This window comes from Streptomyces sp. NRRL F-5630 (assembly GCF_000719475.1).
Taxonomy (GTDB): Bacteria; Actinomycetota; Actinomycetes; order Streptomycetales; family Streptomycetaceae; genus Streptomyces.
Genome location: NZ_JOGO01000057.1, coordinates 16162 through 38439 on the forward strand (window position 1 = coordinate 16162; position 22278 = coordinate 38439).

The 22278-nt window shown below is 73.4% G+C and carries 15 protein-coding genes, 4 tRNA genes and 1 pseudogene; 8 read left to right on the forward strand and 12 right to left on the reverse strand.

The window, feature by feature from the left end:
• Positions 1-49: 49 nt before the first annotated feature.
• A complete protein-coding gene (locus IF99_RS0122845) occupies positions 50-853 on the forward strand; it encodes a maleylpyruvate isomerase family mycothiol-dependent enzyme (RefSeq protein ID WP_030998761.1) in 804 nt (267 codons plus the stop codon).
• A 173-nt stretch (positions 854-1026) separates the two neighbouring features.
• Here the strand turns inward: IF99_RS0122845 and IF99_RS0122850 are convergent, their stop codons facing one another.
• Positions 1027-2973 (reverse strand): BTAD domain-containing putative transcriptional regulator, encoded by a 1947-nt coding sequence (locus tag IF99_RS0122850; protein WP_051703632.1) that lies wholly within the window; start codon positions 2971-2973, stop codon positions 1027-1029.
• 89 nt (positions 2974-3062) lie between these two features.
• On the opposite strand from IF99_RS0122850, the gene IF99_RS0122855 reads away from it, so the two are divergent.
• The 3 genes from IF99_RS0122855 (at position 3063) to purM (ending at position 7126) form a co-directional block, all read left to right on the forward strand.
• Complete coding sequence (locus IF99_RS0122855; protein ID WP_030998763.1) at positions 3063-3938, forward strand: alpha/beta fold hydrolase; 876 nt, start codon at positions 3063-3065, stop codon at positions 3936-3938.
• A gap of 396 nt (positions 3939-4334) precedes the next feature.
• A complete protein-coding gene (purF, locus tag IF99_RS0122860) occupies positions 4335-5864 on the forward strand; it encodes an amidophosphoribosyltransferase (RefSeq protein WP_030998764.1) in 1530 nt (509 codons plus the stop codon).
• A 182-nt stretch (positions 5865-6046) separates the two neighbouring features.
• Complete coding sequence (gene purM, locus IF99_RS0122865; RefSeq protein WP_030998765.1) at positions 6047-7126, forward strand: phosphoribosylformylglycinamidine cyclo-ligase; 1080 nt, start codon at positions 6047-6049, stop codon at positions 7124-7126.
• Between the two features lie 219 nt (positions 7127-7345).
• Here purM and IF99_RS0122870 read toward each other — a convergent pair whose 3' ends face one another.
• Both IF99_RS0122870 and IF99_RS0122875 read right to left on the reverse strand, forming a co-directional pair.
• Positions 7346-7603: a DUF3073 domain-containing protein gene (locus IF99_RS0122870; protein ID WP_030998766.1), complete on the reverse strand. Its 258-nt coding sequence runs from the start codon at positions 7601-7603 to the stop codon at positions 7346-7348.
• A 260-nt stretch (positions 7604-7863) separates the two neighbouring features.
• On the reverse strand, positions 7864-8988 hold the full coding sequence (locus tag IF99_RS0122875; protein ID WP_030998768.1) for a Leu/Phe/Val dehydrogenase: 1125 nt from the start codon (positions 8986-8988) through the stop codon (positions 7864-7866).
• A 234-nt stretch (positions 8989-9222) separates the two neighbouring features.
• Between IF99_RS0122875 and IF99_RS0122880 the strand changes: the two genes are divergently transcribed.
• A complete protein-coding gene (locus IF99_RS0122880; protein WP_030998770.1) occupies positions 9223-10053 on the forward strand; it encodes a hypothetical protein in 831 nt (276 codons plus the stop codon).
• Positions 10054-10756: 703 nt separating this feature from the next.
• Entirely contained in the window at positions 10757-10963 is a 207-nt protein-coding gene (bldC, locus tag IF99_RS0122885) for a developmental transcriptional regulator BldC (RefSeq protein WP_007824215.1), read from the forward strand.
• 979 nt (positions 10964-11942) lie between these two features.
• On the opposite strand, the gene IF99_RS0122890 is transcribed toward bldC, so the two are convergent.
• The 3 genes from IF99_RS0122890 to IF99_RS0122900 all read right to left on the reverse strand — a co-directional run bounded on the left by IF99_RS0122890 (position 11943) and on the right by IF99_RS0122900 (position 16829).
• Positions 11943-12017: transfer RNA gene (locus IF99_RS0122890), tRNA-Asp, on the reverse strand.
• 100 nt (positions 12018-12117) lie between these two features.
• A complete protein-coding gene (hrpA, locus tag IF99_RS0122895; protein ID WP_030998772.1) occupies positions 12118-16122 on the reverse strand; it encodes an ATP-dependent RNA helicase HrpA in 4005 nt (1334 codons plus the stop codon).
• Positions 16123-16373: 251 nt separating this feature from the next.
• On the reverse strand, positions 16374-16829 hold the full coding sequence (locus IF99_RS0122900) for a MarR family winged helix-turn-helix transcriptional regulator (RefSeq protein WP_030998774.1): 456 nt from the start codon (positions 16827-16829) through the stop codon (positions 16374-16376).
• Positions 16830-16954: 125 nt separating this feature from the next.
• Between IF99_RS0122900 and IF99_RS0122905 the strand changes: the two genes are divergently transcribed.
• Positions 16955-17518 (forward strand): DoxX family protein, encoded by a 564-nt coding sequence (locus tag IF99_RS0122905; RefSeq protein ID WP_030998776.1) that lies wholly within the window; start codon positions 16955-16957, stop codon positions 17516-17518.
• A gap of 235 nt (positions 17519-17753) precedes the next feature.
• Here IF99_RS0122905 and IF99_RS0122910 read toward each other — a convergent pair whose 3' ends face one another.
• The 6 genes from IF99_RS0122910 to IF99_RS0122935 all read right to left on the reverse strand — a co-directional run bounded on the left by IF99_RS0122910 (position 17754) and on the right by IF99_RS0122935 (position 21816).
• Positions 17754-18830 (reverse strand): amidohydrolase family protein, encoded by a 1077-nt coding sequence (locus tag IF99_RS0122910; RefSeq protein ID WP_037827363.1) that lies wholly within the window; start codon positions 18828-18830, stop codon positions 17754-17756.
• Between the two features lie 393 nt (positions 18831-19223).
• Positions 19224-19297 (reverse strand) — tRNA-Phe (locus tag IF99_RS0122915).
• A gap of 23 nt (positions 19298-19320) precedes the next feature.
• Positions 19321-19395, reverse strand: a tRNA-Asp gene (locus tag IF99_RS0122920).
• Between the two features lie 28 nt (positions 19396-19423).
• Positions 19424-19496 (reverse strand) — tRNA-Glu (locus IF99_RS0122925).
• A 132-nt stretch (positions 19497-19628) separates the two neighbouring features.
• Complete coding sequence (locus tag IF99_RS0122930; protein WP_030998783.1) at positions 19629-21206, reverse strand: metallophosphoesterase family protein; 1578 nt, start codon at positions 21204-21206, stop codon at positions 19629-19631.
• Between the two features lie 259 nt (positions 21207-21465).
• Complete coding sequence (locus IF99_RS0122935) at positions 21466-21816, reverse strand: metallopeptidase family protein (protein WP_030998784.1); 351 nt, start codon at positions 21814-21816, stop codon at positions 21466-21468.
• A 99-nt stretch (positions 21817-21915) separates the two neighbouring features.
• Between IF99_RS0122935 and IF99_RS0122940 the strand changes: the two are divergent.
• Positions 21916-22278 (forward strand): annotated as a pseudogene (locus IF99_RS0122940) (hypothetical protein); the annotation flags it as partial.

Genomic DNA, 22278 nt, shown 5'->3' on the forward strand with positions numbered 1-22278 from the left:
GCGGTACGGCGCGGTGGGTGCCGTGCCGCCGACCCCCTACGCTCGTTCCATGCCACCCGCCAAGCGCCGCCCCCGCACCTATGACTTCCGGAAGACGAGCACCGCGCTCTTCGCCCAGTACGGGCTTGCCCGAGCGGCTGTGCGCGGGCTCGGCGAGAGGGAACTCGCGCTGCCCTCGGGGCTCGGTGAGTGGACCGTCGCGGAGCTGGTCACGCACCTCGGGCTCACCCTGGAGTCGGTGACGCGCGCGATCGAGGCGGAGCCGCCGACCGGTCCCCAAGTAGCCCTCACCGACTGGCCGTTCACGACCGTGTCACGGGCCGCGCTCAACGAGGAGCGGGTACGGGAGCGGGCCGCCGGGCTCGTGGGGCGGGCCGCGCTCGACGACTGGCTCGCCGAGACCGCGACGCGCGCCGACCGGGTCCTCGACGGGGCGCTCCCCGGGCGGCTCGTCGCCGCCCCGGCCGGGCCCATGGCCCTCGGCGACCTCCTCGTCACCCGCTGCGTCGAACTCGTCGTGCACAGCGACGACTTGGCGCGCGCGACCGGGCACGAGGTGACCCTCGACCGGCAGGCGCTCGCCGCCTGCACGCGCCTGCTCGCCGACGCGCTCGCCGCCCGCGTCCCCGGGGCCTCGACGGAGGTACGGGTGCCGCCCTACGCCGTCGTCCAGTGCGTCGAGGGTCCCCGCCACACGCGCGGCACCCCGCCCAACGTCGTCGAGACCGACCCCCTCACCTGGGTCCGCCTCGCCACGGGCCGCACCGACTGGGCGAGCGAACGCGCGGCCGCCCGCGTCAGCGCGAGCGGCGAACGGGCCGACCTCTCCCCGTACTTGCCCCTGCTGGGCTGAGCGCACCCGCGGCCCGGCCCGCACCGGCGTCCACCTCGGGGGCGGGCGCCGGTTCCGTCTTTCGGGCGACACGCGCCCGCTTCACGCCCCGCCCGGTGACACCTGTTGCGACCCCGGCGGCGCCCTCGCGCGAGCCCGCGCCCCCTCGCCGCCCCGGGAGGCGTCCGGCGCCTTCAGTGCGCCCGTCCGCCCCTCGGCCCCCCGGCCGCCGGGATCTCCAGGGCCACGACACCGCTGCCTGCCCCGACCAGCCCCGTGGGCCCACCGGACCCCGCCTCTCCCACGAGTTGCCGCGCCAGCGCGGTCAATCCCCGCAGTACCTCCGTCAGATGGTCGCCCGGCGGCTCCGGCGCCGCGGCGACAGCGCGTGCGACCTCCGCGCGGCCCGCGCCACCGTACGCGTCGAGGAGAGGCCGCACCCACGGCTCGTAGGGACCGAAGACGCCTTCTCCGGCGGGTTGCTGGCCCGACCGCAGCGCGACCGTGAGTCGGGCGAGCGCCGGGAGGCCGGTGGCGAAGCCGGGCATCCCGCAGCCGGGAAGGAGCGCCACCGCCTCCTCGTACGGCTCCCAGCCGCCGCCCGACAGCGAGGCGCGCAGCGCGCGGAACCAGGTCGTGAAGACCCGTACGAGAGGCAATTCGTGCCGCGCCGCGAGCGCGTCCGCCGCCGCCGCGCATTCCTCCGCCCCCGCGAAGTCCCCGAGCCCGCACCGCGCCTGCGTCCGCACCAGGAGGCCGAGCACCTCGTGCGGCACGAGCCCGGCGGCCCCCGCCACGGCGACCAGCTCGGCCCCCAGCGCGTCCCGCCCGGCATCCCCGCCCGCCCTCGCGCGCCCCGGACCCCCGCCCGCGCCCCCGGGCGCCCGCGCGAAGCTCTGCACGAACGCCCCGTTGAGGGCGAAGGCCAAGAGCCCCGGGTCCCCGAGCCGCCGCGCCAGCGCCTCCGCCTCGCGCGCCGCCCGCAGCGAGCGGGCGCCCGCCGCCGCGCCGCGCGACTCCACCGCCACCGTCGCGAGCAACCGCGCCCGCTCCGCCTCGCGCTCCGGCGGCAGCTCCCGCAGCACGTCCTCCGCCGCCGCCACGAGCCGCGCCGCCCGCACCGGGTCGTCCGAGCGCGTCCACAGCGCCGGTACGTCGTAGACGCCGATGACCCGCGCCGTCAGCTCCGCGTCCCCGTACCGCCGCGCCTCGGCGACCGCGGCGAGCCGGTGCTCGCGCGCCGTGCTGAGCCCCTCCCCGCCCGTCACGGCGACGTCCCGCATGAGCGCCGCCGCCGTCCGCAGCCGGCTGCGGTCCGCCACCGGAAGCGCCCGCGTGTACGCCTCCGCCGCCCGCGCCCACACCTGGCCGCCGCCCTCCGGGGCCGGGTCCAGGTGCGGCGCCTGGCGCAGGATGTCCTGCTCCAGACGGGACAAGCGTGCTCCCGGCTCCACCCCCAGCCGGACATCGAGCGTCCGCCGCACCCGGCGCAGCGCCGACAGCGCGTCCGCCTGGCGGCCCGAGCGGTACAACGCGAGGGCCAGCAGCCGCCAGCCCTCCTCGCGCGCCGGGTGCGTCGCCACGAACTCCTCCAGGTCCGGCACGGCCCGCGCCGCGCCGCCCCGCGCGAGCAGCGCCCCCGCCGCGCGCTCCACGACGTGCAGCCGCAGGCTCTCCAGCCGCGCCGCCTCGGCGCGCGCCCACGGCGCCGCCGCCACGTCCGCGAACGCCGGGCCGCGCCACAGCGCGAGCGCCCCCTCCAGCGTCTCCACGAGCGCGGGCGCGGCCTCGTCAGCCCGCGCGGCCCGCTCGAAGCGCCACGCGTCCACGTCGTCGACGGCGGCCCGCAGCGCGTACCCCGGCCCCTCCGTGACCAGCAGCTTCGCCGCCGTCCTCGGCCGGCGCCCCGGTTCGAGCACGCGCCGCAGCGCCGCCACGAAGGTCCGCACGGCCCCCTCCGGATCGCGGGGCAGCGCCTCGCCGTCCCACAGGTCCGCGACGAGACGCGGCAGCGGCACGACCTGACGGCGGGCGACCAGGAGCCGCGCGAGCACCGCCCGCTGCCGCGGCCCCCCGAGGGGCAGCTCCGTCCGTCCCGCGCCGTACGCCGCGAGCGGGCCCAGCACCGCGAGATCCACCACCGGGACCACCTCCCACCCGTACTCATCCCGTACTCATCGACACCCCCGAGGCTGACACCACCGACCGACACCGAGCCCCGGAGGCCACCATGCCCCTCACCGTCCCCGGCTTCGCCCACCACACCGTCCCCGTCGCCGAGGGCGTCCGCCTGCACGCCGCCGTCGGCGGCTCCGGCAGCCCCGTCGTCCTCCTGCACGGCTTCCCGCAGACCCACCTCATGTGGCGCGAGGTCGCCGCGGACCTCGCCGCCGACCACACCGTGATCGTCCCCGACCTGCGCGGCTACGGCGCGAGCGACAAACCCGCCGAGGCCGGTCCCGAGACGTACGCCAAGCGGACCATGGCGCGGGACGTCGTCCACCTCGCGCACGCCCTCGGCCACGAGCGCTTCGCCCTCGCGGGCCACGACAGGGGCGCCCTCGTCGCCTACCGCGCCGGGCTCGACCACCCGGACGCCGTGAGCCACCTGCTGTGCCTCGACGTCCTGCCGATCATCGACTCCTGGGAGGCGATGCGCGGCACGAGCGCGGCCGTCGGCTTCCACCTCTACCTGATGGCACAGCCCCCGGGCCTGCCCGAAGCCATGATCAGCGCGAGCGCGGACGCCTTCTTCGGGTACTTCCTCGACGCCTGGGCGAAGAGCCCGTTCCCCGAGGACGTCCGCGCCGAGTACCTCGCGGCGAGCCGCGCGGCGGTGCCCTCGATCGTCGCCGACTACCGCGCGTCCGCGGGTATCGACACCGAGCACGACCGCGCCGACCGCGCGGCGGGCCGCCGCCTCACGATGCCCGTCACCGTCCTCCAGCAGGACTGGGGCGCGGCGCTCGGCTACGACGCGGACGCCGTGTGGCGGGCCTGGGCCCCCGACCTCGTCCACCGCACGACGGACGCCGGGCACTTCATGGCGGAGGAGGCTCCGGACGAGGTGGCGCGGGCGATGCGGGAACTCCTCGCACGCGGCTGAGACACCGCCGGGGTCACGTCAGGCGCGCCGGGCCGCCGGGCAGCGTGCCCGGCGGCCCTCGCACCCCGTGGTCGCCGGGCCGCCTCGTCCCCGCGTCCCGTGACGCGGCGGCGGGCCCGGCGAGCGATCCCCGGGCCCCGCCGCCCGCGCCCGACGTGAGACACCGCACACCCGCGCACCCCCGTCCGCCCCCCGCGCCCCACCCCGCGCCCCCACCCTCGTGCCCTCGCGCGTAGACCCCCTCCCACCTGCGACATCACCCGTTCACAAGGCCCCGCCCGGCGCCCTGGCGGTGCCGCGTCGCGCGGTGTCTTCGCAGGTCGAACCACCCGCGACCAGCGGAGTGACCCCGTCCCCAATTCGGACCAGTGCACGACCTCCCCTACACTCGAAGGCGTGCCAGTACGTGGTGACGGACTCCTTAATCACGATCTCCTCCCGGGCGAGAAGGGCCCCCAGGACGCTTGCGGCGTCTTCGGTGTCTGGGCTCCGGGCGAAGAGGTCGCCAAGCTCACCTACTTCGGGCTGTACGCCCTCCAACACCGGGGCCAGGAATCCGCGGGTATCGCGGTCAGCAACGGCTCCCAGATCCTCGTCTTCAAGGACATGGGCCTCGTCTCCCAGGTCTTCGACGAGACCTCCCTCAGCTCGCTCCAGGGCCACATCGCCGTGGGGCACGCGCGCTACTCGACCACCGGTGCCTCCGTGTGGGAGAACGCGCAGCCCACCTTCCGCGCGACCGCGCACGGCTCGATCGCCCTGGGCCACAACGGCAACCTCGTGAACACCGCGCAGCTCGCCGAGCTCGTCGCCGCGCTCCCCAAGGAGAACGGCCGCGCGACCCAGGTCGCCGCGACCAACGACACCGACCTCGTCACCGCGCTCCTCGCCGGGCAGACGGCCGAGGACGGCACCCCGCTCACCGTGGAACAGGCCGCCCCGCGCGTCCTCCCGCACGTCAAGGGCGCCTTCTCGCTCGTCTTCATGGACGAGAACACGCTCTACGCGGCCCGCGACCCGCAGGGCATCCGCCCGCTCGTCCTCGGCCGCCTGGAGCGCGGCTGGGTCGTCGCGAGCGAGTCCGCCGCGCTCGACATCTGCGGCGCGAGCTTCGTCCGCGAGGTCGAGCCGGGCGAGATGGTCGCGATCGACCAGAACGGCCTGCGCACGAGCCGCTTCGCCGATGCCAGGCCCAAGGGCTGCGTCTTCGAGTACGTCTACCTGGCCCGCCCCGACACCGACATCGCCGGGCGCAACGTCTACCTCAGCCGCGTCGAGATGGGCCGCCGCCTCGCCAGGGAGGCCCCCGTCGAGGCCGACCTGGTGATAGCGACACCGGAGTCCGGGACGCCCGCCGCGATCGGCTACGCCGAGGAGAGCGGCATCCCCTTCGGCAACGGCCTGGTGAAGAACGCCTACGTGGGCCGCACCTTCATCCAGCCCTCGCAGACGATCCGCCAGCTCGGCATCCGCCTCAAGCTCAACCCGCTCAAGGAAGTCATCCGGGGCAAGCGCCTCGTCGTCGTGGACGACTCGATCGTGCGCGGCAACACGCAGCGCGCGCTCGTCCGGATGCTCCGCGAGGCCGGGGCCGCCGAGGTGCACGTGCGGATCTCCTCGCCGCCCGTGAAGTGGCCGTGCTTCTTCGGCATCGACTTCGCCACCCGCGCCGAACTGATCGCCAACGGGATGACCCCCGACGAGATCGGCGCCTCGCTCGGCGCCGACTCGCTCTCGTACATCTCGACGGACGCGATGATCGAGGCGACGACGATCCCGAAGGACCGGCTCTGCCGCGCCTGCTTCGACGGCGAGTACCCGATGGACCTGCCCGACCCCGAGCTGCTCGGCAAGCAGCTCCTGGAGACCGAACTGGCCGCCGGGGTCGCCGAGCCCGCCGCGACCGAGGCCCTGCGCCGGCCCTGAGCCGGGCGAGGCGCCGGGGTCCGCGCGAAGGCGCGGCCCCGGCACCGAAGGCGCGGGCCCACCCACCCCCGTACGCCCGCACCCGCCCGTACCCGGCGGCCCACGCCGCGCGTACGCGTGACCCGTGACCCAGCCCGCGCGGAGAACCGCCGCCGCCCCGCAGACGAAAGACCTGAATGCGCATGTCTCCCACCCCCGCCCAGCCCGCCGGCGCCTCGTACAAGTCGGCGGGTGTCGACATCGAGGCCGGTGACCTCGCCGTCGAGCTCATGAAGAAGTGGGTCGCCAAGGCGACCCGCCCCGAGGTCGTCGGCGGCCTCGGCGGCTTCGCCGGGCTCTTCGACGCCTCCGCGCTCAAGCGGTACGAGCGCCCGCTGCTCGCCTCGGCGACCGACGGCGTCGGCACCAAGGTCGACCTCGCCCGCCAGCTCGGCGTCTACGACACCATCGGCCACGACCTCGTCGCGATGGTCATGGACGACATCGTCGTCTGCGGGGCCGAGCCGCTCTTCATGACGGACTACATCTGCGTCGGCAAGGTCCACCCCGAGCGCGTCGCCGCCATCGTCAAGGGCATCGCCGAGGGCTGTGTCCTCGCGGGCTGCGCGCTCGTCGGCGGTGAGACCGCCGAGCACCCGGGGCTGCTCGGCGCGGACGACTTCGACGTCGCCGGGGCCGGTACGGGAGCGGTCGAGGCCGACCGCGTCCTCGGCGCCGACCGGGTCCGCGAGGGTGACGTCCTGATCGCGATGGCCTCCTCGGGCCTGCACTCCAACGGCTACTCGCTTGTCCGCCACGTCCTCCTCGACCGGGGCGGCCTCTCCCTCGACCGCCGCTTCGAGGACTTCGGCCGCACGCTGGGCGAGGAACTCCTGGAGCCGACGAAGATCTACTCGCTCGACTGCCTCGCCCTGCTCCGTACGAGTGAGGTCCACGCCTTCTCGCACATCACGGGCGGCGGCCTCGCGGCGAACCTCGCCCGCGTCATCCCGGACCACCTGCACGCGCGACTGGACCGCACCACGTGGGCGCCCGCCCCCGTCTTCGACCTCGTGGGCCGTACGGGTGAGGTGGCCCGCGAGGAGCTGGAGAAGACCCTCAACATGGGCGTCGGCATGATCGCCGCGGTGCCCGCCGAAGCCGTCGAGCCCGCGCTCGCGACCCTCGCCGACCGGGGTGTGGACGCCTGGATCGCCGGTGAGGTCGTGGCCCGGGGCGAGCACACCGAGGGCGCGGCCCTCGTCGGGGAGTACGCGAAGTGACACACGGACGCGGCGGTCGCACGACGGCGCATCCCGGAATCCGGGTGCCGTCGCGCGCCGCCGCGCCCGCGGTGCTGCTCTCGGTGCGGGTTCACCACCACGACGTGCGGCCCGAACGAGCCGTGACCGCCGGCTACGAAGCGTCGCCGCTACCGCTCGGGGACAGCAGTAAACCCGGTCCGGGTCGTAGCCCGGACCGGGTACCGCGAGACCGCGAGGTCAAGCGTCGTGGTGGCGAGAGGAGGACGGGGACCGCCCGTCCTTTTCGTTCTCGTCGTCATCGGCGTCGTAACGATCCGCGTACTGTGCGTACGGGTCGTCTTCCTCGTCGTCCTCGAACGGCTTCCCGTTCGGAGGCTGACTCGACGTCGAAGCGCCCAGCTCGTTGGCCAGACGTGTGAGGTCGGTCCCACCGCTGTTGTACTTCAGCTGGCGGGCGACCTTCGTCTGCTTGGCCTTGGCCCGGCCGCGCCCCATGGCTCGACCCCCTCGGTGACGGGGCTCGACGGCCCCAGAGTCTTGACACGCGTTCATGTATCAGGGACGGCACTCCGTGATGAGAGGCCGTGCCCGTAGTGGTTCCACGGTACCTGCTCCGGCGGGCATCCGGTACGCCGCCCGGGACGGGTGCGGTGTCGCGGGGGCGTTACGGAAGGCTGTCGTCGCTGGTCAACGCCGATTTTAGCCTTATCCGGACGGGCGACCCGCCGGATGGGGTGAGTTCTGTCTCGGATGGCTCAGCCGACGGAGGGGGCGGGCACCACCACCGCGCCGAGGCGCATCCGCTCCTCGGCGATGCGATCGGCCGCCACGGCGGGCGGGACGCCCTCGGACTTCGCGGTCGCGAACACTTCGCGCACCGTTTCGTAGATGTGCGCCGTCTTGGCCTTGCACGCCTCGAAGTCGAAGCCGCCGCCCTGCTCCGCCGCCACCTGGATGACGCCCCCGGCGTTCACCACGTAGTCGGGCGCGTACAGGATGCCCCGGTCCGCGAGGTCCTTCTCGACGCCGGGGTGGGCGAGCTGGTTGTTCGCGGCCCCGCAGACGAGGCGGGCGGTCAGGACGGGGACGCTCTCGTCGTTCAGCGCGCCGCCGAGCGCGCACGGTGCGTAGACGTCGAGACCCTCCGTGCGGATGAGGGCCTCCGTGTCCGCGACGACCCGGACCCGCCCCGCGTGCCGCGCGACCACGTCCCGCACCGCCGCCTCGCGCACGTCGGTCACGACGACCTCCGCGCCGTCCTCGACGAGGTGGTCCACGAGGTGGCGGCCGACCTTGCCGATCCCCGCGACCCCGACCGTCCGTCCCGCCAGGTCCGGCGCGCCCCACAGCTCGGCCGCCCCGGCGCGCATCCCCTGGAAGACGCCGTAGGCCGTGAGCACCGAGGAGTCGCCCGCCCCGCCGTTCTCCGGGGAGCGGCCCGTGGTCCACGGGTTGGCGCGCGCGACGACGTCCATGTCGGCGACGTAGGTGCCGACGTCGCAGGCCGTCACGTACCGCCCGCCGAGCGAGGCGACCGCGCGGCCGTAGGCGAGGAGGAGGTCCTCGGTCTTGTCGCGCGCGGGGTCGCCGATGATGACGGCCTTGCCGCCGCCCTGCCGCAGCCCCGCCATCGCGTTCTTGTACGACATGCCGCGCGAGAGCCGCAGCGCGTCGGCGAGCGCGTCGGCCTCGCGCGCGTAGGCGTGGAAGCGGGTGCCGCCGAGGGCGGGCCCGAGGGCGGTGGAGTGGACGGCGATGATCGCCTTGAGGCCGCTCGCGCGGTCCTGGCAGAGCACGACCTGCTCGTGCCCGCCGGCGTCGCCCGAGGTGGTTTCCGGGTGGAAGAGGCCGTGCAGAACGCCGTTGTCCGTGTCGGTCACTGTGGTGACTCCTCGATGTGAGGTCCGCTGGCGCCGCCGCGCGTGTGCGGTGGCGAACGTCCCGCCCCGCGAGGGTGGATGGGGACGGTCCGGCATGAGCGTAGGACGTACGGGCCCGCGCCGCGCGGGACGTGGCGGGTATCACCCGGGAGGGTGAGAGCAGTGCGTGGCACGATGGGCGGGACGGTGTGGTCGCGCGGGTTTTCCGCGCCCGGGACCGGGGAGGGAGGAAGCGTGCCCAAGGTGTCCTCGCTGAGCGTCCCGTACGCCGCCTACCTCCGTGTCTACGAGCCGCTCGCCGCGTTCCCCCGGGCCGAGCGCGAGTACTGGGAGCGCTACGCGCGGAGCGCTGAACTCCCCTCCTGCCAGGACGAGTTGCGCCGCTCGCTCGCGGACCTGCTGCCCACGCCGCCGATCCCGGTGCCGGTCCACGAGAGCGGCGAGGCGTTCGTCGCCGAGGTGGACGGGGTCGTGTGCGTGTGCCCTTGGCGGACCCGGCTGCGCGGCTGGCAGGCGCTGGGCGCCCTGGCGGACGAGTTGCCGGCCCCGGTGCTGGACGCCGCGCTGCCCGAGGTCGTGCGCAAGCAGGCGATGGCTGATTTTGATCGGTGGCTCAGCCGTCATCCGGACGCGCGGCCGTGGATTCGCACGGGCCGCTGGCAGGTGCCGCTGAGCTGGTTCGCGCTCGTCGCGGACGCCGAGCGCGAGTGGCGGCCCGAGCTGCCCCGGCTCCGCTACCGCACCCCCATGGTCGAGGCCCGCCGCCGCGTCGCGCGCGGGCTCAAGGCGCTGCGGGACACGGTCGAGGAGGGCGCGCTCGTCGACGGGCTCATCGACGTGGGCAGCTGGCTGGAGGACTTCCACCCGCGCTCGCTCGTCGAGCTGGACTACGGCGGACTCGTCCACGCGCTCCCGGCGGACGGCCTGGACGAGGACCACTCGGCGGCCGACATGGCGGCGGCGCTCGCGGGGCTGCGGGACGACGAGCCGGAAGCGGCGGGCGAGGCGTACGGGCGGCTCGTGGAGCGGTGGCGCGCGGTGCGGGAGCGGCAGTTCGCGAACTGAGCGCTGGGTGCGGGGACGGGCCAGAGTGGCCGCGGCGCTCTCGCGCCGGTGTCGCGCCGGCCCGCACGGCGCGCTCCGCACGGCGCGCTCCGCACGGCGCGCTCCGCACGGCGCTCCGGTGCCGGTCCTCGCGGACGGTCCCGTTCTTTCTCGCGCGGTCGCACCCCCGCTGCGTACCCTGCACTCCGGCGTGCGCCGTGAACCCTTCCGAGTCCATCTCCGTGCAAGGGAGTTGACGGCTTCGTCCGGCTCGCCGCCAGATCGGGGCAAGCGGGGTGATCCGTGATGGATCGCACGTAGAGGGCCCCTTGCGGCCTTCCCCCCTCCTCGTGTCAAAATAGGACAAGGAGCCCTGCGGGGGCTCCTTCCGTTCACTTGTGGGCGGTTTGTCATGCCTCGTCCGGGAAAGTACTTTCGTGGGGGAAGCCGCGGGCAGCGATCTTGCTGTGACTGATCGTTACGGAGGGGTAACTGTCCGCTATGGCACGGTCCATCGGCTTCCGTCGCTGATGGCCGTCTGAGAGGGCAATTCCATCGGTTTGGCCGACGCGGCTGGACGGATGGTGTAGTTGTAGTGCCGAGGACAAGCCGTTCGTCCTATAACCGACTCGACCTTCGTCCGCCCATTTCGGGCAACGTGGGTCAAGGTGCAGAATTTAGAGGAATGAACCGAGAAGGTTCGGTTCTCCCGAGGAGGCCGCTCATGACCGCTCGCACCCCTGACGCCGAGGCCCTGCTGACCCCGGCTGAGGTCGCCACGATGTTCCGCGTCGACCCCAAGACGGTCACGCGCTGGGCGAAGGCCGGCAAGCTCACGTCGATCCGCACGCTCGGCGGGCACCGCCGTTACCGCGAGGCCGAGGTCCGCGCTCTGCTGGCGGGTATCCCCCAGCAGCGCAGCGAGTCCTGACCGCGCGGCGAAAAGGGCTCTACCGGGCGTTTCGGGTCCCCAAACCCCTTCCGCTCCGCTTCACAGCTTCATATCCGACGTCGGCCGCCTGCCCCAACAGGCGTCCTTGCCGCAAGTCTTGGGTACGTCATTGGCCGCGCTGGGCTCCGCCGGGTCCAGCGCGGTTTTTTGTTGCCCGCGCGCCCGCGCGTGCGCCCCCTCCCTCACGGGACCGCCCGCACGGGCGGTCTCAGGGACTTCCCGGGCCGGTCCGAGTGTGCGGAAGTGTGCGGACCGGGTTGCGAGGACGGTGATCCACGGGCGTTGGCGTGGCAAAGTGTGCGGTCTTGCCGGGGGAGTATTCGGCTCTCTGCATGGCGGTGCAATTGCACATATTAAATTGACCCCATGTAGGCGCGGGTTAAGTCCGACCTGTTCGCGAAGAAAATACGTGACACCCGTCACACAGCGAACTCCTTGTCACGTCCACGCACCGTGCGTTAGTGGGGCGGGGGCCTCCTTTCGCCCGGTGTCCGCGTGTTCGACGCCGTGGGAGAAGACCTATCAGCTCCACCCGCTGTGGGGGCTTCTCCCGCCGCGATATCACTCGTTGGGGGGACTTTCGTGTCCATGTGGCTCCCGGGCGCTCTCAGGGGCACTCAGGGGCCGTCAGGGTCCGCTCAGGGATTACTCGCGCCCAGGGCGACGGGTCAAGGCAAGTCTTGGTCAGGTGAGGGCAAGGGGTGGTCAACTACCCGCGTCCGGCTGGGCGCATACGGCTCCCGGGGGGCGCGGCGGAGTCGCGCGGGGGGCGCTCGGGGGTCACGGGGGAGGGGCGGGGCGAGTGGGAGTGGCCCGAGCGCGGGAGTGGAACCGGGCGAGCCGGGCGGCACGGCGCGTGCGAAGTCCTGGAAACCGGCTGGGGGCACGCGGGGTCGCGCGGGCGCACGCGAAAGGCCCGCCACCGAAGTGACGGGCCTTTCGTTCTGTCTCTCTACTGCGGTCCTGACGGGATTTGAACCCGCGGCCTCCACCTTGACAGGGTGGCGAGCACTCCAAACTGCTCCACAGGACCAGAAGCGGCGCCTTCTCGGTGTGTCCACCGCGCTGGGCTGCGAGAAGGACTCTACAGCAGCCCGGGGTCCTGGTCGAACTCGCTGTCCGTGAGCGTCCGCTCACGGCGCCGCGGCGTCGATCGCCTTCACGATCCGCTTGTCCGAGACCGGGTACGCCGTGCCGAGCGCGTGCGCGAAGTAGCTGACCCGCAGCTCCTCCACCATCCACCGGATGTCCCGCGCCGCCTGCGGCACCGGCCGCCCCGCGGGGAACTGCTCCAGGAGCCACAGGTACTCGTCGCGCATCTCGCGGACCTTCTCCATCCGCGTCGTGTCCCGCTGCGCGTTCGCCGGCATCTGCTGCAGGCGCCGGTCCACGGCCCGCAGATAGCGCAGCAGATCGGAGAGCCGCATCAGCCCGGCCTCCGTCACGAAGCCCGGGTGCACCAGTGCGTCGAGCTGTTCGCGGACATCCGCCAGGTTCGCGAGCAGCGCGGGGGAACGGGTGCTTTTCAGCCGTCTTTCGCACGCCTGCCAGGCGGCCACGACCTGCTGCACGGCGGCCACCGCGTTGACGGTCGTGTCCACGATCCCGGCCCGTACGAACTCGTACAGCTTCCGGTACCCCGCCTCGTCCCACGCCGGGCCGCCCGCGCGCTCGATGAGCCGGTCCGCCGCAGCCGTCGCGCAGTCCGCGAAGAGCGCCTGCATCGATCCGTGCGGGTTCGCCGAGAGCGCGAGCTTCTGCGGGTTGGTGAGCTTGTCCTGCGCGAACTTCGCGGGATTCACCGGGATGTTGCGCAGGATGAGCCGCCGCGTCCCGCGCCACATCGCCGCGCGCTGCTCCTCCTCGCTGTCGAAGAGCCGCACCCCGACCGTGTCGCCCTCGTCCACGAGCGCCGGGTACGCCTTCACCGGCTGCCCGCCGCGCCGCGTCTCGAAGACCTTGCTCAGCGTCCCGAGGTCCCCCCAGTCCGTGAGCCCCTTCTGCTCGACCGACACCTGCCCCGTACGCTCCGCGCTCGCCGCCGCGGCCCGCGAGAGCGCCTGCCGCGCCTTGGGGCGCAGCCGGTCGCGCAGCGCGTCGAGATCCTTGTCCTCGGCGAGCCGCCTGCGTCGCTCGTCGACGATCCGGAACGTGATCTTGAGGTGGTCGGGCACCTTCGCGACGTCGAAGTCCTCGGCCGTGACCGGCACGCCGACCATCTGCTGAAGTCCCTTGGCGAGCGCGGTCGTCAGCGGCGCGCTCAGGGGACTCGCCGTCGCCAGGAAGCGCCGCGCGAAGTTCGGCGCCGGCACGTAGTTGCGCCGGATCGGCTTGGGGAGCGAGCGGATCAGCTCCGTCACGACCTCCTCGCGCAGCCCAGGGATCTGCCAGTCGAAGCCCTCCGACGTGACCTGGTTGAGCACCTGGAGCGGTACGTGCACGGTCACGCCGTCCGCGTCCGCGCCCGGCTCGAACTGGTACGTCACGCGGAAGTCGAGCGCTCCCTGCCGCCACCGGTCCGGGTAGTCGTCCTTGGTGATGCCCTGCGCCGCCTCCGTGAGCAGCATCGACCGCTCGAAGTCGAGGAGTTCGGGCTCCTCCTGCCGCTTGCGCTTCCACCACGAGTCGAAGTGCGCGCCCGAGACGACGTGGGCGGGCACCCGCTCGTCGTAGAAGTCGTACAGCGCCTCGTCGTCCACGACGATGCCGCGCCTGCGCGCCCGGTGCTCCAGCTCCTCGACCTCGGTGAGCAAGCGCCTGTTGTCCGCGAAGAACTTGTGGTGCGTACGCCAGTCGCCCTCGACGAGCGCGTTGCGGATGAACAGCTCGCGGGAGACCTCCGGGTCGATGCGCCCGTAGTTGACCTTGCGCTGCGCCGCGAGCGTCACGCCGTACAGCGTCACCTTCTCGTACGCCATCACGGCCGCCTGGTCCTTCTCCCAGTGCGGTTCGCTGTACGTGCGCTTGACGAGGTGCGCGCCGAGCCGCTCGGCCCACTCCGGCTCGATCCGCGCGTTGACGCGCGCCCACAGCCGCGAGGTCTCCACCAGCTCCGCGGACATCACGTACCGCGGCGGCTTCTTGAAGAGCGCCGAGCCGGGGAACACCGCGAACTTCGCGCCGCGCGCGCCGAGGTACTCGTTCCCGCCGCCGCGCCGCTTCTCCTTCGCCTGCTGCGCGGCGTCCTTGGCAGCGGACTCCTTCACGTCCTTCATGCCGATGTGCGAGAGGAGCCCCGCGAGCAGCGAGACGTGCACCTGCTCGGGCGGTGAGTCGTCCGTGTTGACGTGCAGGCCGAGCTGCTGTGCCACGGAGCGGATCTGCGCGTAGATGTCCTGCCACTCCCTGATCCGCAGGTAGTTCAGGAACTCGTTCTTGCACATCCGGCGGAAGGCCGAGGACGACAGGGCCTTCTGCTGCTCGCGGATGTACGTCCACAGGTTGAGGAAGGCGAGGAAGTCGCTCGTCTCGTCCTTGAAGCGGGCGTGGAACTGGTCGGCCTGCGCCTGCTTCTCGCTCGGCCGCTCGCGCGGGTCCTGGAGCGAGAGCGCCGCGGCGATCACCATGACCTCGCGCACGCACCCGTTGCGGTCCGCCTCCAGGACCATGCGCGCCAGCCGCGGGTCCACGGGAAGCTGCGCGAGCCTGCGGCCCGTCTGCGTGAGCCGCTTGCGCTGGTCCTTCTGCTCCGGGTCGAGCGCGCCGAGCTCCTGGAGGAGTTGCACGCCGTCCCGGATGTTGCGGTGGTCCGGCGGGTCGATGAAGGGGAACTTCTCGATCTCGCCGAGCCCGGCCGAGGTCATCTGGAGGATCACGGACGCCAGGTTCGTACGGAGGATCTCCGCGTCCGTGAACTCGGGGCGCGCCTCGAAGTCCTCCTCCGAGTACAGCCGGACGCAGATGCCGTCCGAGGTACGACCGCAGCGGCCCTTGCGCTGGTTCGCGCTCGCCTGCGAGATCGCCTCGATGGGCAGCCGCTGCACCTTCGTACGGGCGCTGTAGCGCGAGATGCGCGCCGTGCCCGGGTCGATCACGTACTTGATGCCGGGCACGGTCAGGCTCGTCTCGGCGACGTTCGTCGCGAGGACGATACGGCGCGCGCTGTCGCCCGGCGCCCGCTTGAAGACGCGGTTCTGCTCCGCGTGCGAGAGCCGCGCGTACAGCGGCAGGACCTCGGTGAAGGGGAACTTCCTCTTCTCCAGCGCGTCGGCCGTGTCCCTGATCTCGCGCTCCCCGGAGAGGAACACGAGGATGTCGCCGCTCGGCTCGCGGCGCAGTTCCTCGACCGCGTCGATGATCGCGGTGGTCTGGTCGCGGTCGGGCTCCTCGCTGTCCTCGGCGAGCAGCGGCCGGTAGCGCACCTCGACCGGGTACGTACGGCCCGAGACCTCGACGATCGGGGCGTCGCCGAAGTGCCGCGAGAAGCGCTCGGGGTCGATCGTCGCCGAGGTGATGATCACCTTGAGGTCGGGGCGCCGGGGCAGGAGCTGGGCGAGGTAGCCGAGGAGGAAGTCGATGTTGAGGCTGCGCTCGTGCGCCTCGTCGATGATGATCGTGTCGTACGCGCGCAGCTCGCGGTCCGTCTGGATCTCGGCGAGCAGGATGCCGTCCGTCATCAGCTTGACGTACGTCCCGCGGCTGACCTGGTCCGTGAAGCGGACCTTCCAGCCGACCGCTTCGCCGAGCGGCGTGTCCAGTTCGCTCGCGACGCGCTCGGCGACGGTACGGGCCGCGAGCCGGCGCGGCTGCGTGTGGCCGATCATGCCGCGTACGCCGCGGCCCAGTTCCAGGCAGAGCTTGGGGATCTGCGTCGTCTTGCCCGAGCCGGTCTCGCCCGCGACGATCACGACCTGGTTCTCGCGGATCGCCTCCGCGATGTCGTCCTTCTTCGCGCTGACCGGGAGCTGGGGCGGGTAGCTGACCTCGGGCACGTGCGCGGCGCGCTCGGCGAGCCGCTCCTCGGCCTTGGCGATCTCCGCCTCGATCTCGGCGAGTACGGCGCTTCTCGCCTCCGGCTTGCGCACCCGGCGGGTGCCTTCGAGCCTGCGGCCGAGCCGCTGGGCGTCGCGCGGCGCGAGGAGCGCGAGTCGGGGCGCGAGGTCCGCGCTGGTGGGGGCGGGTGCAGGCGAAGTGGACATACCACTTCCAGTATCGCACCCGCCGCACGGGCGCGGCGAGGGGTTATCGGCGGGGGCGCCTCGCCGGAGGGCGGGGGCGCGCGGTGGGCGCGGGCGGCGCCCCGGCGCGGCGGGGACGGCCGCCGGGTGCGCGAGGCTGCCGCGGCGGGCGGCGACCGGCCGGCACGTCGGTGCCCTGTCCGGCCCGTCGGCCCTGAACGCCGGTGGTCGCGGCCCGCGAGCGGCGCCGCTGAGCAGCGGAGGGGCGGCGTTCAGTCGCGCAGGTGCCGGCCGACCCTGCCGAGCCCGGTGGCCAGCGCGTCCAACTCGGTGGGGTCGAGGACGTCGATGAGGGCCTCGCGCACCGCGGCGACGTGGCCGGGGGCGGCCTTCTTCAGGGTCTTGTCGCCCTGCTCCGTCAGGACGGCGAACACCCCGCGATCGTCGGTGGCGCAGGAGCGGCGCCGTACCAGGCCCCGCTTCTCCAACTGGCCGACCTGGTAGGTCAGGCCGCTCTTGGAGGTGATGAGCCGGTGCGCCAGCTCCGTCATGCGTAGCTCCTGGTCCGGCGACGCGGCGAGCAGAACGAGGATCTCGTACTGCGTGTGGGAGAGGCCCTCACTGTCCTTGAGCTGCTGCTCCAAGTACCGGTTGACGCGGTTGCTCGCCTCCAGGAATCCCGTCCAGGCCGCCATCTCCCGCTCGTTCAGCCATCGCGTGTCGTCCATCCCGCCATTCTAAGCGGTTGTTCATATTTGAACGATCCGCTACGGTCATGCCCGTTCGCATGTGAACCACCTCTCTCGGGCACCGCATCGCCGCGGCACGCCCTCCCCCCACCCAGGGAGTCACCATGCCGTCCCCCGACGCCACCCTCTCCGCCACCGATCCCGCCCCCGGAACCACCGCCGACCGGGCTCCCGCCCTCGCGGTACCCGCGCACGACGCGGGCCTGCTCCTCCTGCGCCTGATCCTCGGCCTCATCATGGCCGCCCACGGCAGCCAGAAGCTGTTCGGCTGGTTCTCCGGCGGCGGGCTGGATGGCACCGGCCAGTTCTTCACCTCCGCCGGCTACCCGGCGGGCAAGGCGATGGCCGTCGTCGCCGGACTCTGCGAGACCCTGGGCGGGCTCGGCCTGGCGGTCGGCCTGCTCACCCCGCTCGCGGGCGCGGCGCTCCTCGGCACCATGGTCAACGCCCTCGCGGTCAAGTGGGGCGGCGGCTTCTTCGCCCCGACGGGCGTCGAGTACGAGTTGCTGCTCGCCCTCGGCGCGGCGGCCCTCACCCTGACCGGGCCCGGCGCCTACGCGGCCGACCGCTACGTGCCCCTCCTGCGGCGGCACCGGCTCGGGTACGGCGTGGCCGCGGTGCTCCTGGGCGTCGTCCTCTCCGCCCTCGTGCTCCTGGTCCGCGACTGACGACCACCGCCCGTGCGGTAGTTCCCCGCCGGTCCGTGGGGGGACCTACCGCTGGGGTTGCGGTTGTGCACGGACCTGAACGGGGGCCGCGAGTCCCCACCGACGCACGTCGAGTGTCACAGCGGGCCCGGGGCGGATCCGCCGCCCCGGGCCCGCGGCATGACCCGGCCGTGGGCACAGCCCCCAGATTGAAGGGGGCCCGCGCGAGGTCGCGCAGAGGCACCAGGGCGGGGGCCTACTGCTCCGTGCTGTCCGGCTCGTGGCGCAGGCCGGAGGCGAACACGGCGTGCACGCCGCTCAGCGCGGAGAGGTCCGCGAGCGGGTCACCGTGCACCAGGAGGAGATCCGCGCGGTGGCCGGGAGCGACTTTCCCCGTGATCCCGGCCAGGCCCAGGGCGGCGGCAGCGCGTGAGGTGGCCATGTCGATGACCGTGGCGTTCGGCAGACCGAGGTGCGCGTAGAACCCGAGAGCCGGGACCAGTCCGTCGAAGCCGGCGCGCTGCACGCCCGCGTCCGTACCCGCGATCAGGCGGACTCCCGCGTCGGCCATCCGCCGGACCAGACCGAACATCGCGTGGGCGCGTTCCTCGCCGAAGAACCGGGGGAGCATCCGCCAGTGCGGGCTCACGGCCGGGCACACGGCGATGCCGTCGGCACCGTGTGCGTGCGCCGCCACGGGTACGCCCGCGGCGTGCGCTTCCTCCACCAGCGCGGCGAGCTCTTCCGCCGAGAACTGGCTCTGGTGGCTCTTGGGACCGTCCTTCGTCAGGCCCCCGCCGGTGGCCATCGCCTTGATGACCCCGGCCCCGGCCGCGAGGTTGCGCCGCACCAGTTCGCGGATCTCGGCCTGGCCGGAGACTTCGCCGCCCAGGAAGTGGCAGTGGCCGCCCACGGTGGTGGCCGGGGTGCCCGCGGCGACGACGCGTGGCCCCGGCGTACGCCGCTCGGCGATGTCGGCCGCCAAGCGAAGCGCCAGTCCGCCGCGGTCACCGAGATCGCGGACAGTCGTGACTCCGCTGTCGAGGAGCTGTTCACCGCGACGCCGCATGTCCTCGAAGAGGTCGTGGTCCGTCGCGTTCCGGAGGGTGGACACCGGATCCGGCCCTCCGTCGAAGACCAGGTGCACGTGGGCGTCGATGAGACCGGGCAGAACTGTTCCGCCGAACTCGAAGCGGGGCACGTCGGCCCCGGCCCGCCTCTCGATCTCCTCGCGCGGCCCGACGGCGACGATCGACTCGCCCTCGATGAGGACGGCGCCGTTTTCCAGGTAAGTCCCCGAGTCGACGAGCACTCGTCCACCGGTGATCAGCATCGTGACTCCTTGATCGTGCGAGGTCGTACGGCCGCGCCCGGTGCGTCGGACACCGCCATCCGTTGTGTCACACCCGACGCGCGGTCACTGCCCAGCGCCACAGGGAGGAAACCGCGCGGTTGGGAGCGGGGGCGGCCCTTCGCCCTCCGGCAGGAGCCGGGCGCCGAGCCCGGCGGAGCCGATGGCGAGGGCTGTGCCGTCGTCGCCCTCATCCGGCAGGGCGGGTACGGGCCGCCGGCTGTCGCGGCGCTCCACGATGTGGCGGCGGCGCCGGTCCACGCCGCGCGCTCGTAACCGGTCCGAGGCGGCGTGGCCGCCGTCACGGCCCGGTCCTCTGCCGAGGCGCACAACGACAACGCCCCGGACGGCATGTCCGGGGCGTTGTCCAAGCGGTGGCTGGGGCCGGGATCGAACCGGCGACCTATCGCTTTTCAGGCGATCGCTCGTACCAACTGAGCTACCCAGCCACGAAGTTCACGAAGAACTTCAGCGGTCCTGACGGGATTTGAACCCGCGGCCTCCACCTTGACAGGGTGGCGAGCACTCCAAACTGCTCCACAGGACCTCGACGTACGTTTCCGTACGGTGAAACGTGCCCCCAACGGGATTCGAACCCGTGCTACCGCCTTGAAAGGGCGGCGTCCTGGGCCACTAGACGATGAGGGCTAATTGGCCCGCCTGGGCGCTTCGCAGCGCGTCGGGGACGTGAGAAGCATATGGGATGGGAGGAGGGTTCGCCAAAACGGTTTCCCGGGGGGCGGGGAGCGGGGCCGGTCGGGGCGGGGAGCGGGCGCCGGATCAGGGGGCGGCGGGGCTGCTGCCCGACGGGCTCGGGTCCGCTCCCGGCTGGTTCTCCTTCGCGATGTGGCGGCTGACCTCGGCGCTGCTGAGGCCGAGGCCGCCGAGGGTGATCTCGTCCCAGGCCTGGACCCGGTGGGTGTCCTTGTCGAGGTACAGGACCGAGGCCTGGACCGGGTCCGGGTGCTCGCCCTCGACCGCGCGCAGGCCGCTGCCGCCCGTCGAGCCCTCGATCCGCAGCCTCGTACCGCCCGGCAGGATCTCCTGCCGCCTGTGGTGCAGGTGCCCCGCGAGCGCGAGCGGCACCGCGCCGTCGGTCTCGCGCGCCGCGTCGGGATCGTGCGCGACCGCGATGTCCACGGGCGCCTCCTGCTGGCGGATCTCGTACGCGAGCTTGATGCCCGCCGCCTTCTCGGCCGCCTTGCCGCCGCGCTCCGCCGTGCGGTCGGGGGTGTACTGCGGGTCGCCCGTACCCGCGACGCGGAGGCCCGCGACCGTCACGACGCGGCCCTCGTCGAGCACGCGGACGTTCTTGAAGCGCTTCGGGTCGGAGAGGTACTTCTGCGTCGTCGCCGAGTCGTGGTTCCCGCGCACCCACACGTAGGGGGCGTCGAGGTCGGCGACCGGGTCGAGGAAGCCGTTCTCGGCGGCGCTGCCGTGGTCCATCGTGTCGCCCGAGTCGATGATCACGTCGATGTCGTACTGCTTCACGAGCGAGGCCACGATGGGCCAGGCCGCCGGGTTGAGGTGGATGTCCGAGACGTGCAGGACGCGGACGGTGGAGGGGTCCGGCTGGTAGGCGGGGAGCGTCGATGTCACGTCGTACAGCTTGGTCACGTTGGTGACGAGCCGGGCCAGCTCCTGCGAGTACACGTCGAACTCGGTGACGATGCTGCGCGCGTCCCCGACCACGGCCGGGGCGCTGCTGAGCAGGCCGGAGAAGCGGGGCTCCAGGACCGATTTCGGGTTCCACGTGGCCCACGCCGTGCCGCCGGACGCGGCGAGCAGCGCGAGCGCGAGGCCGCTCGCGAGGAGCGCGGGGCGCGGCCTGCGGTAGACGACGAGGCCGAGCGCGGCGGCCCCGGTGACGACGGCGACGCAGGACCGGACACCCAGTTCGACGGCCCCGTGCCGGACGTCGCGCGCCACCTCGTCCTGGAGCCCGCTCAGCCGCTCGGGGTGCGCGACGAGCGCCTGGGCGCGGACGGGGTCGAGCCGGTCGGCCTCGACGTCGAGGCGCAGGGGGGCGCGGTGGCTGTCGAGGGAGAGCGCGCCGAGCGGCGAGACGTCGACGCGGGTGCCACCGCTCGCCGAGGGTGCGAGTGCCATCCGGGTGTCCATGGGGCCCACGGGCACTTTGACGGTGCCGACGACGAGCAGGCCGAGCCAGGCACCGGCGAGCGCCACGACGACGAGGGCGAGCGCGTGCGGCCAGCGGCGGGCCGGGGACCCGGGCGCGGTGGGGCCGGGGAGCGGGGCGAGCGGCGGGGCGCCGACGCGGGGGCGGGGGATGCCGGGACGGGGGACGCGGGTGCGGGGCGTCGGCTTGCGGGCGGGCGGTATCCGGTCGGGCGCCATGGGGATGCTCTGCCCACGCGGGGGCGCCCGGATACGTACGGGGCACGGCGGGGCCGTTCGCGGGGCTCGCCGGATGCGTACGGGGCGCGGCGGGACCGCTGACGGGCGGGCCCCGGACGCCCGGAGGTCCCGGCGGAACCGCTCAGGGGGCCCCGGCACCCCCGGGTACCCCCGGACCCCTCCGGTCACAGCCAAGCCGCTCGCGGGCCCCCGGACCCGTACGCGCGGCGGCGGGACCCTCCGGGGAGGCGCGCCCCCGTCACCCCCAGCCCAGCTCGTGCAACCTCTCGTCGTCGATCCCGAAATGGTGCGCCACCTCGTGCACCACCGTCACCGCGACCTCCGCCACGACCTCGTCCTCCGTCGCGCAGTACCGCAGCGTCGGTCCCCGGTAGACCGAGATCCGGTCGGGGAGCACGCCCGCGTACCACTCGCCGCGCTCGGTCAGCGGCGTGCCCTCGTAGAGGCCCAGGAGTTCGGGGTCGTCGGCGGGCGGCTCGTCCTCGACGAAGACGGCGACGTTGTCCATCACCCGGGTCAGCTCGGGCGGGATCGTGTCGAGCGCCTCGGCCACCAGTTCCTCGAAGCGTTCCTCGCTCATCTCCAGCACGCCGCCATTGTGCGGGACGCCCGCCCGCCGTGTCCTGTGCGGCCCCGGGGGAGTTGGGCAGTGCGTACTCCGCCGTCCCGCGCCACCGGAGGTCCTTCCGTGCGCCACTTCCCCGTCCCCTTGCGGCTCGCCGCCGTTCTCGCCGCGACCCTCGCGGGGACCGGCTGCATGAACGTCGGCGACGACCCGGCCGGTTCGTCGAGCGCCGGTGCCACCGCGGGCGTCGCCCACGAGTCGCCCGACGGCGGTGCCCTGCGCGCCGTACCGCAGGGCGACAAGGCGCCCGGCCGGGCCGGGCCGGGCGGCGCGCGGCCAGGAGCCTCCGGCAGCCCTTCCCCGTCCTCCTCGGCCCACCCCACCGCCAAGGACCCGGCCACCCCTGCCGACGACGACCGCCCCGGCCGCCATCCCTCCCGGCCCGCCGCCTCCCGTCCCGACCGTCCCGACCGCCCCGCCCCGCCC

Excerpts from the sequence above, each read along its gene's own strand:
- IF99_RS0122845 (WP_030998761.1), top strand. The coding sequence starts at position 50 with ATGCCACCCGCCAAGCGCCGCCCCCGCACCTATGACTTCCGGAAGACG.
- IF99_RS0122855 (WP_030998763.1), top strand. The coding sequence starts at position 3,063 with ATGCCCCTCACCGTCCCCGGCTTCGCCCACCACACCGTCCCCGTCGCC.
- purM (WP_030998765.1), top strand. The coding sequence starts at position 6,047 with ATGTCTCCCACCCCCGCCCAGCCCGCCGGCGCCTCGTACAAGTCGGCG.
- IF99_RS0122870 (WP_030998766.1), bottom strand. The coding sequence starts at position 7,603 with ATGGGGCGCGGCCGGGCCAAGGCCAAGCAGACGAAGGTCGCCCGCCAG.
- bldC (WP_007824215.1), top strand. The coding sequence starts at position 10,757 with ATGACCGCTCGCACCCCTGACGCCGAGGCCCTGCTGACCCCGGCTGAG.
- hrpA (WP_030998772.1), bottom strand. The coding sequence starts at position 16,122 with ATGTCCACTTCGCCTGCACCCGCCCCCACCAGCGCGGACCTCGCGCCC.
- IF99_RS0122900 (WP_030998774.1), bottom strand. The coding sequence starts at position 16,829 with ATGGACGACACGCGATGGCTGAACGAGCGGGAGATGGCGGCCTGGACG.
- IF99_RS0122905 (WP_030998776.1), top strand. The coding sequence starts at position 16,955 with ATGCCGTCCCCCGACGCCACCCTCTCCGCCACCGATCCCGCCCCCGGA.
- IF99_RS0122910 (WP_037827363.1), bottom strand. The coding sequence starts at position 18,830 with ATGCTGATCACCGGTGGACGAGTGCTCGTCGACTCGGGGACTTACCTG.
- IF99_RS0122930 (WP_030998783.1), bottom strand. The coding sequence starts at position 21,206 with ATGGCGCCCGACCGGATACCGCCCGCCCGCAAGCCGACGCCCCGCACC.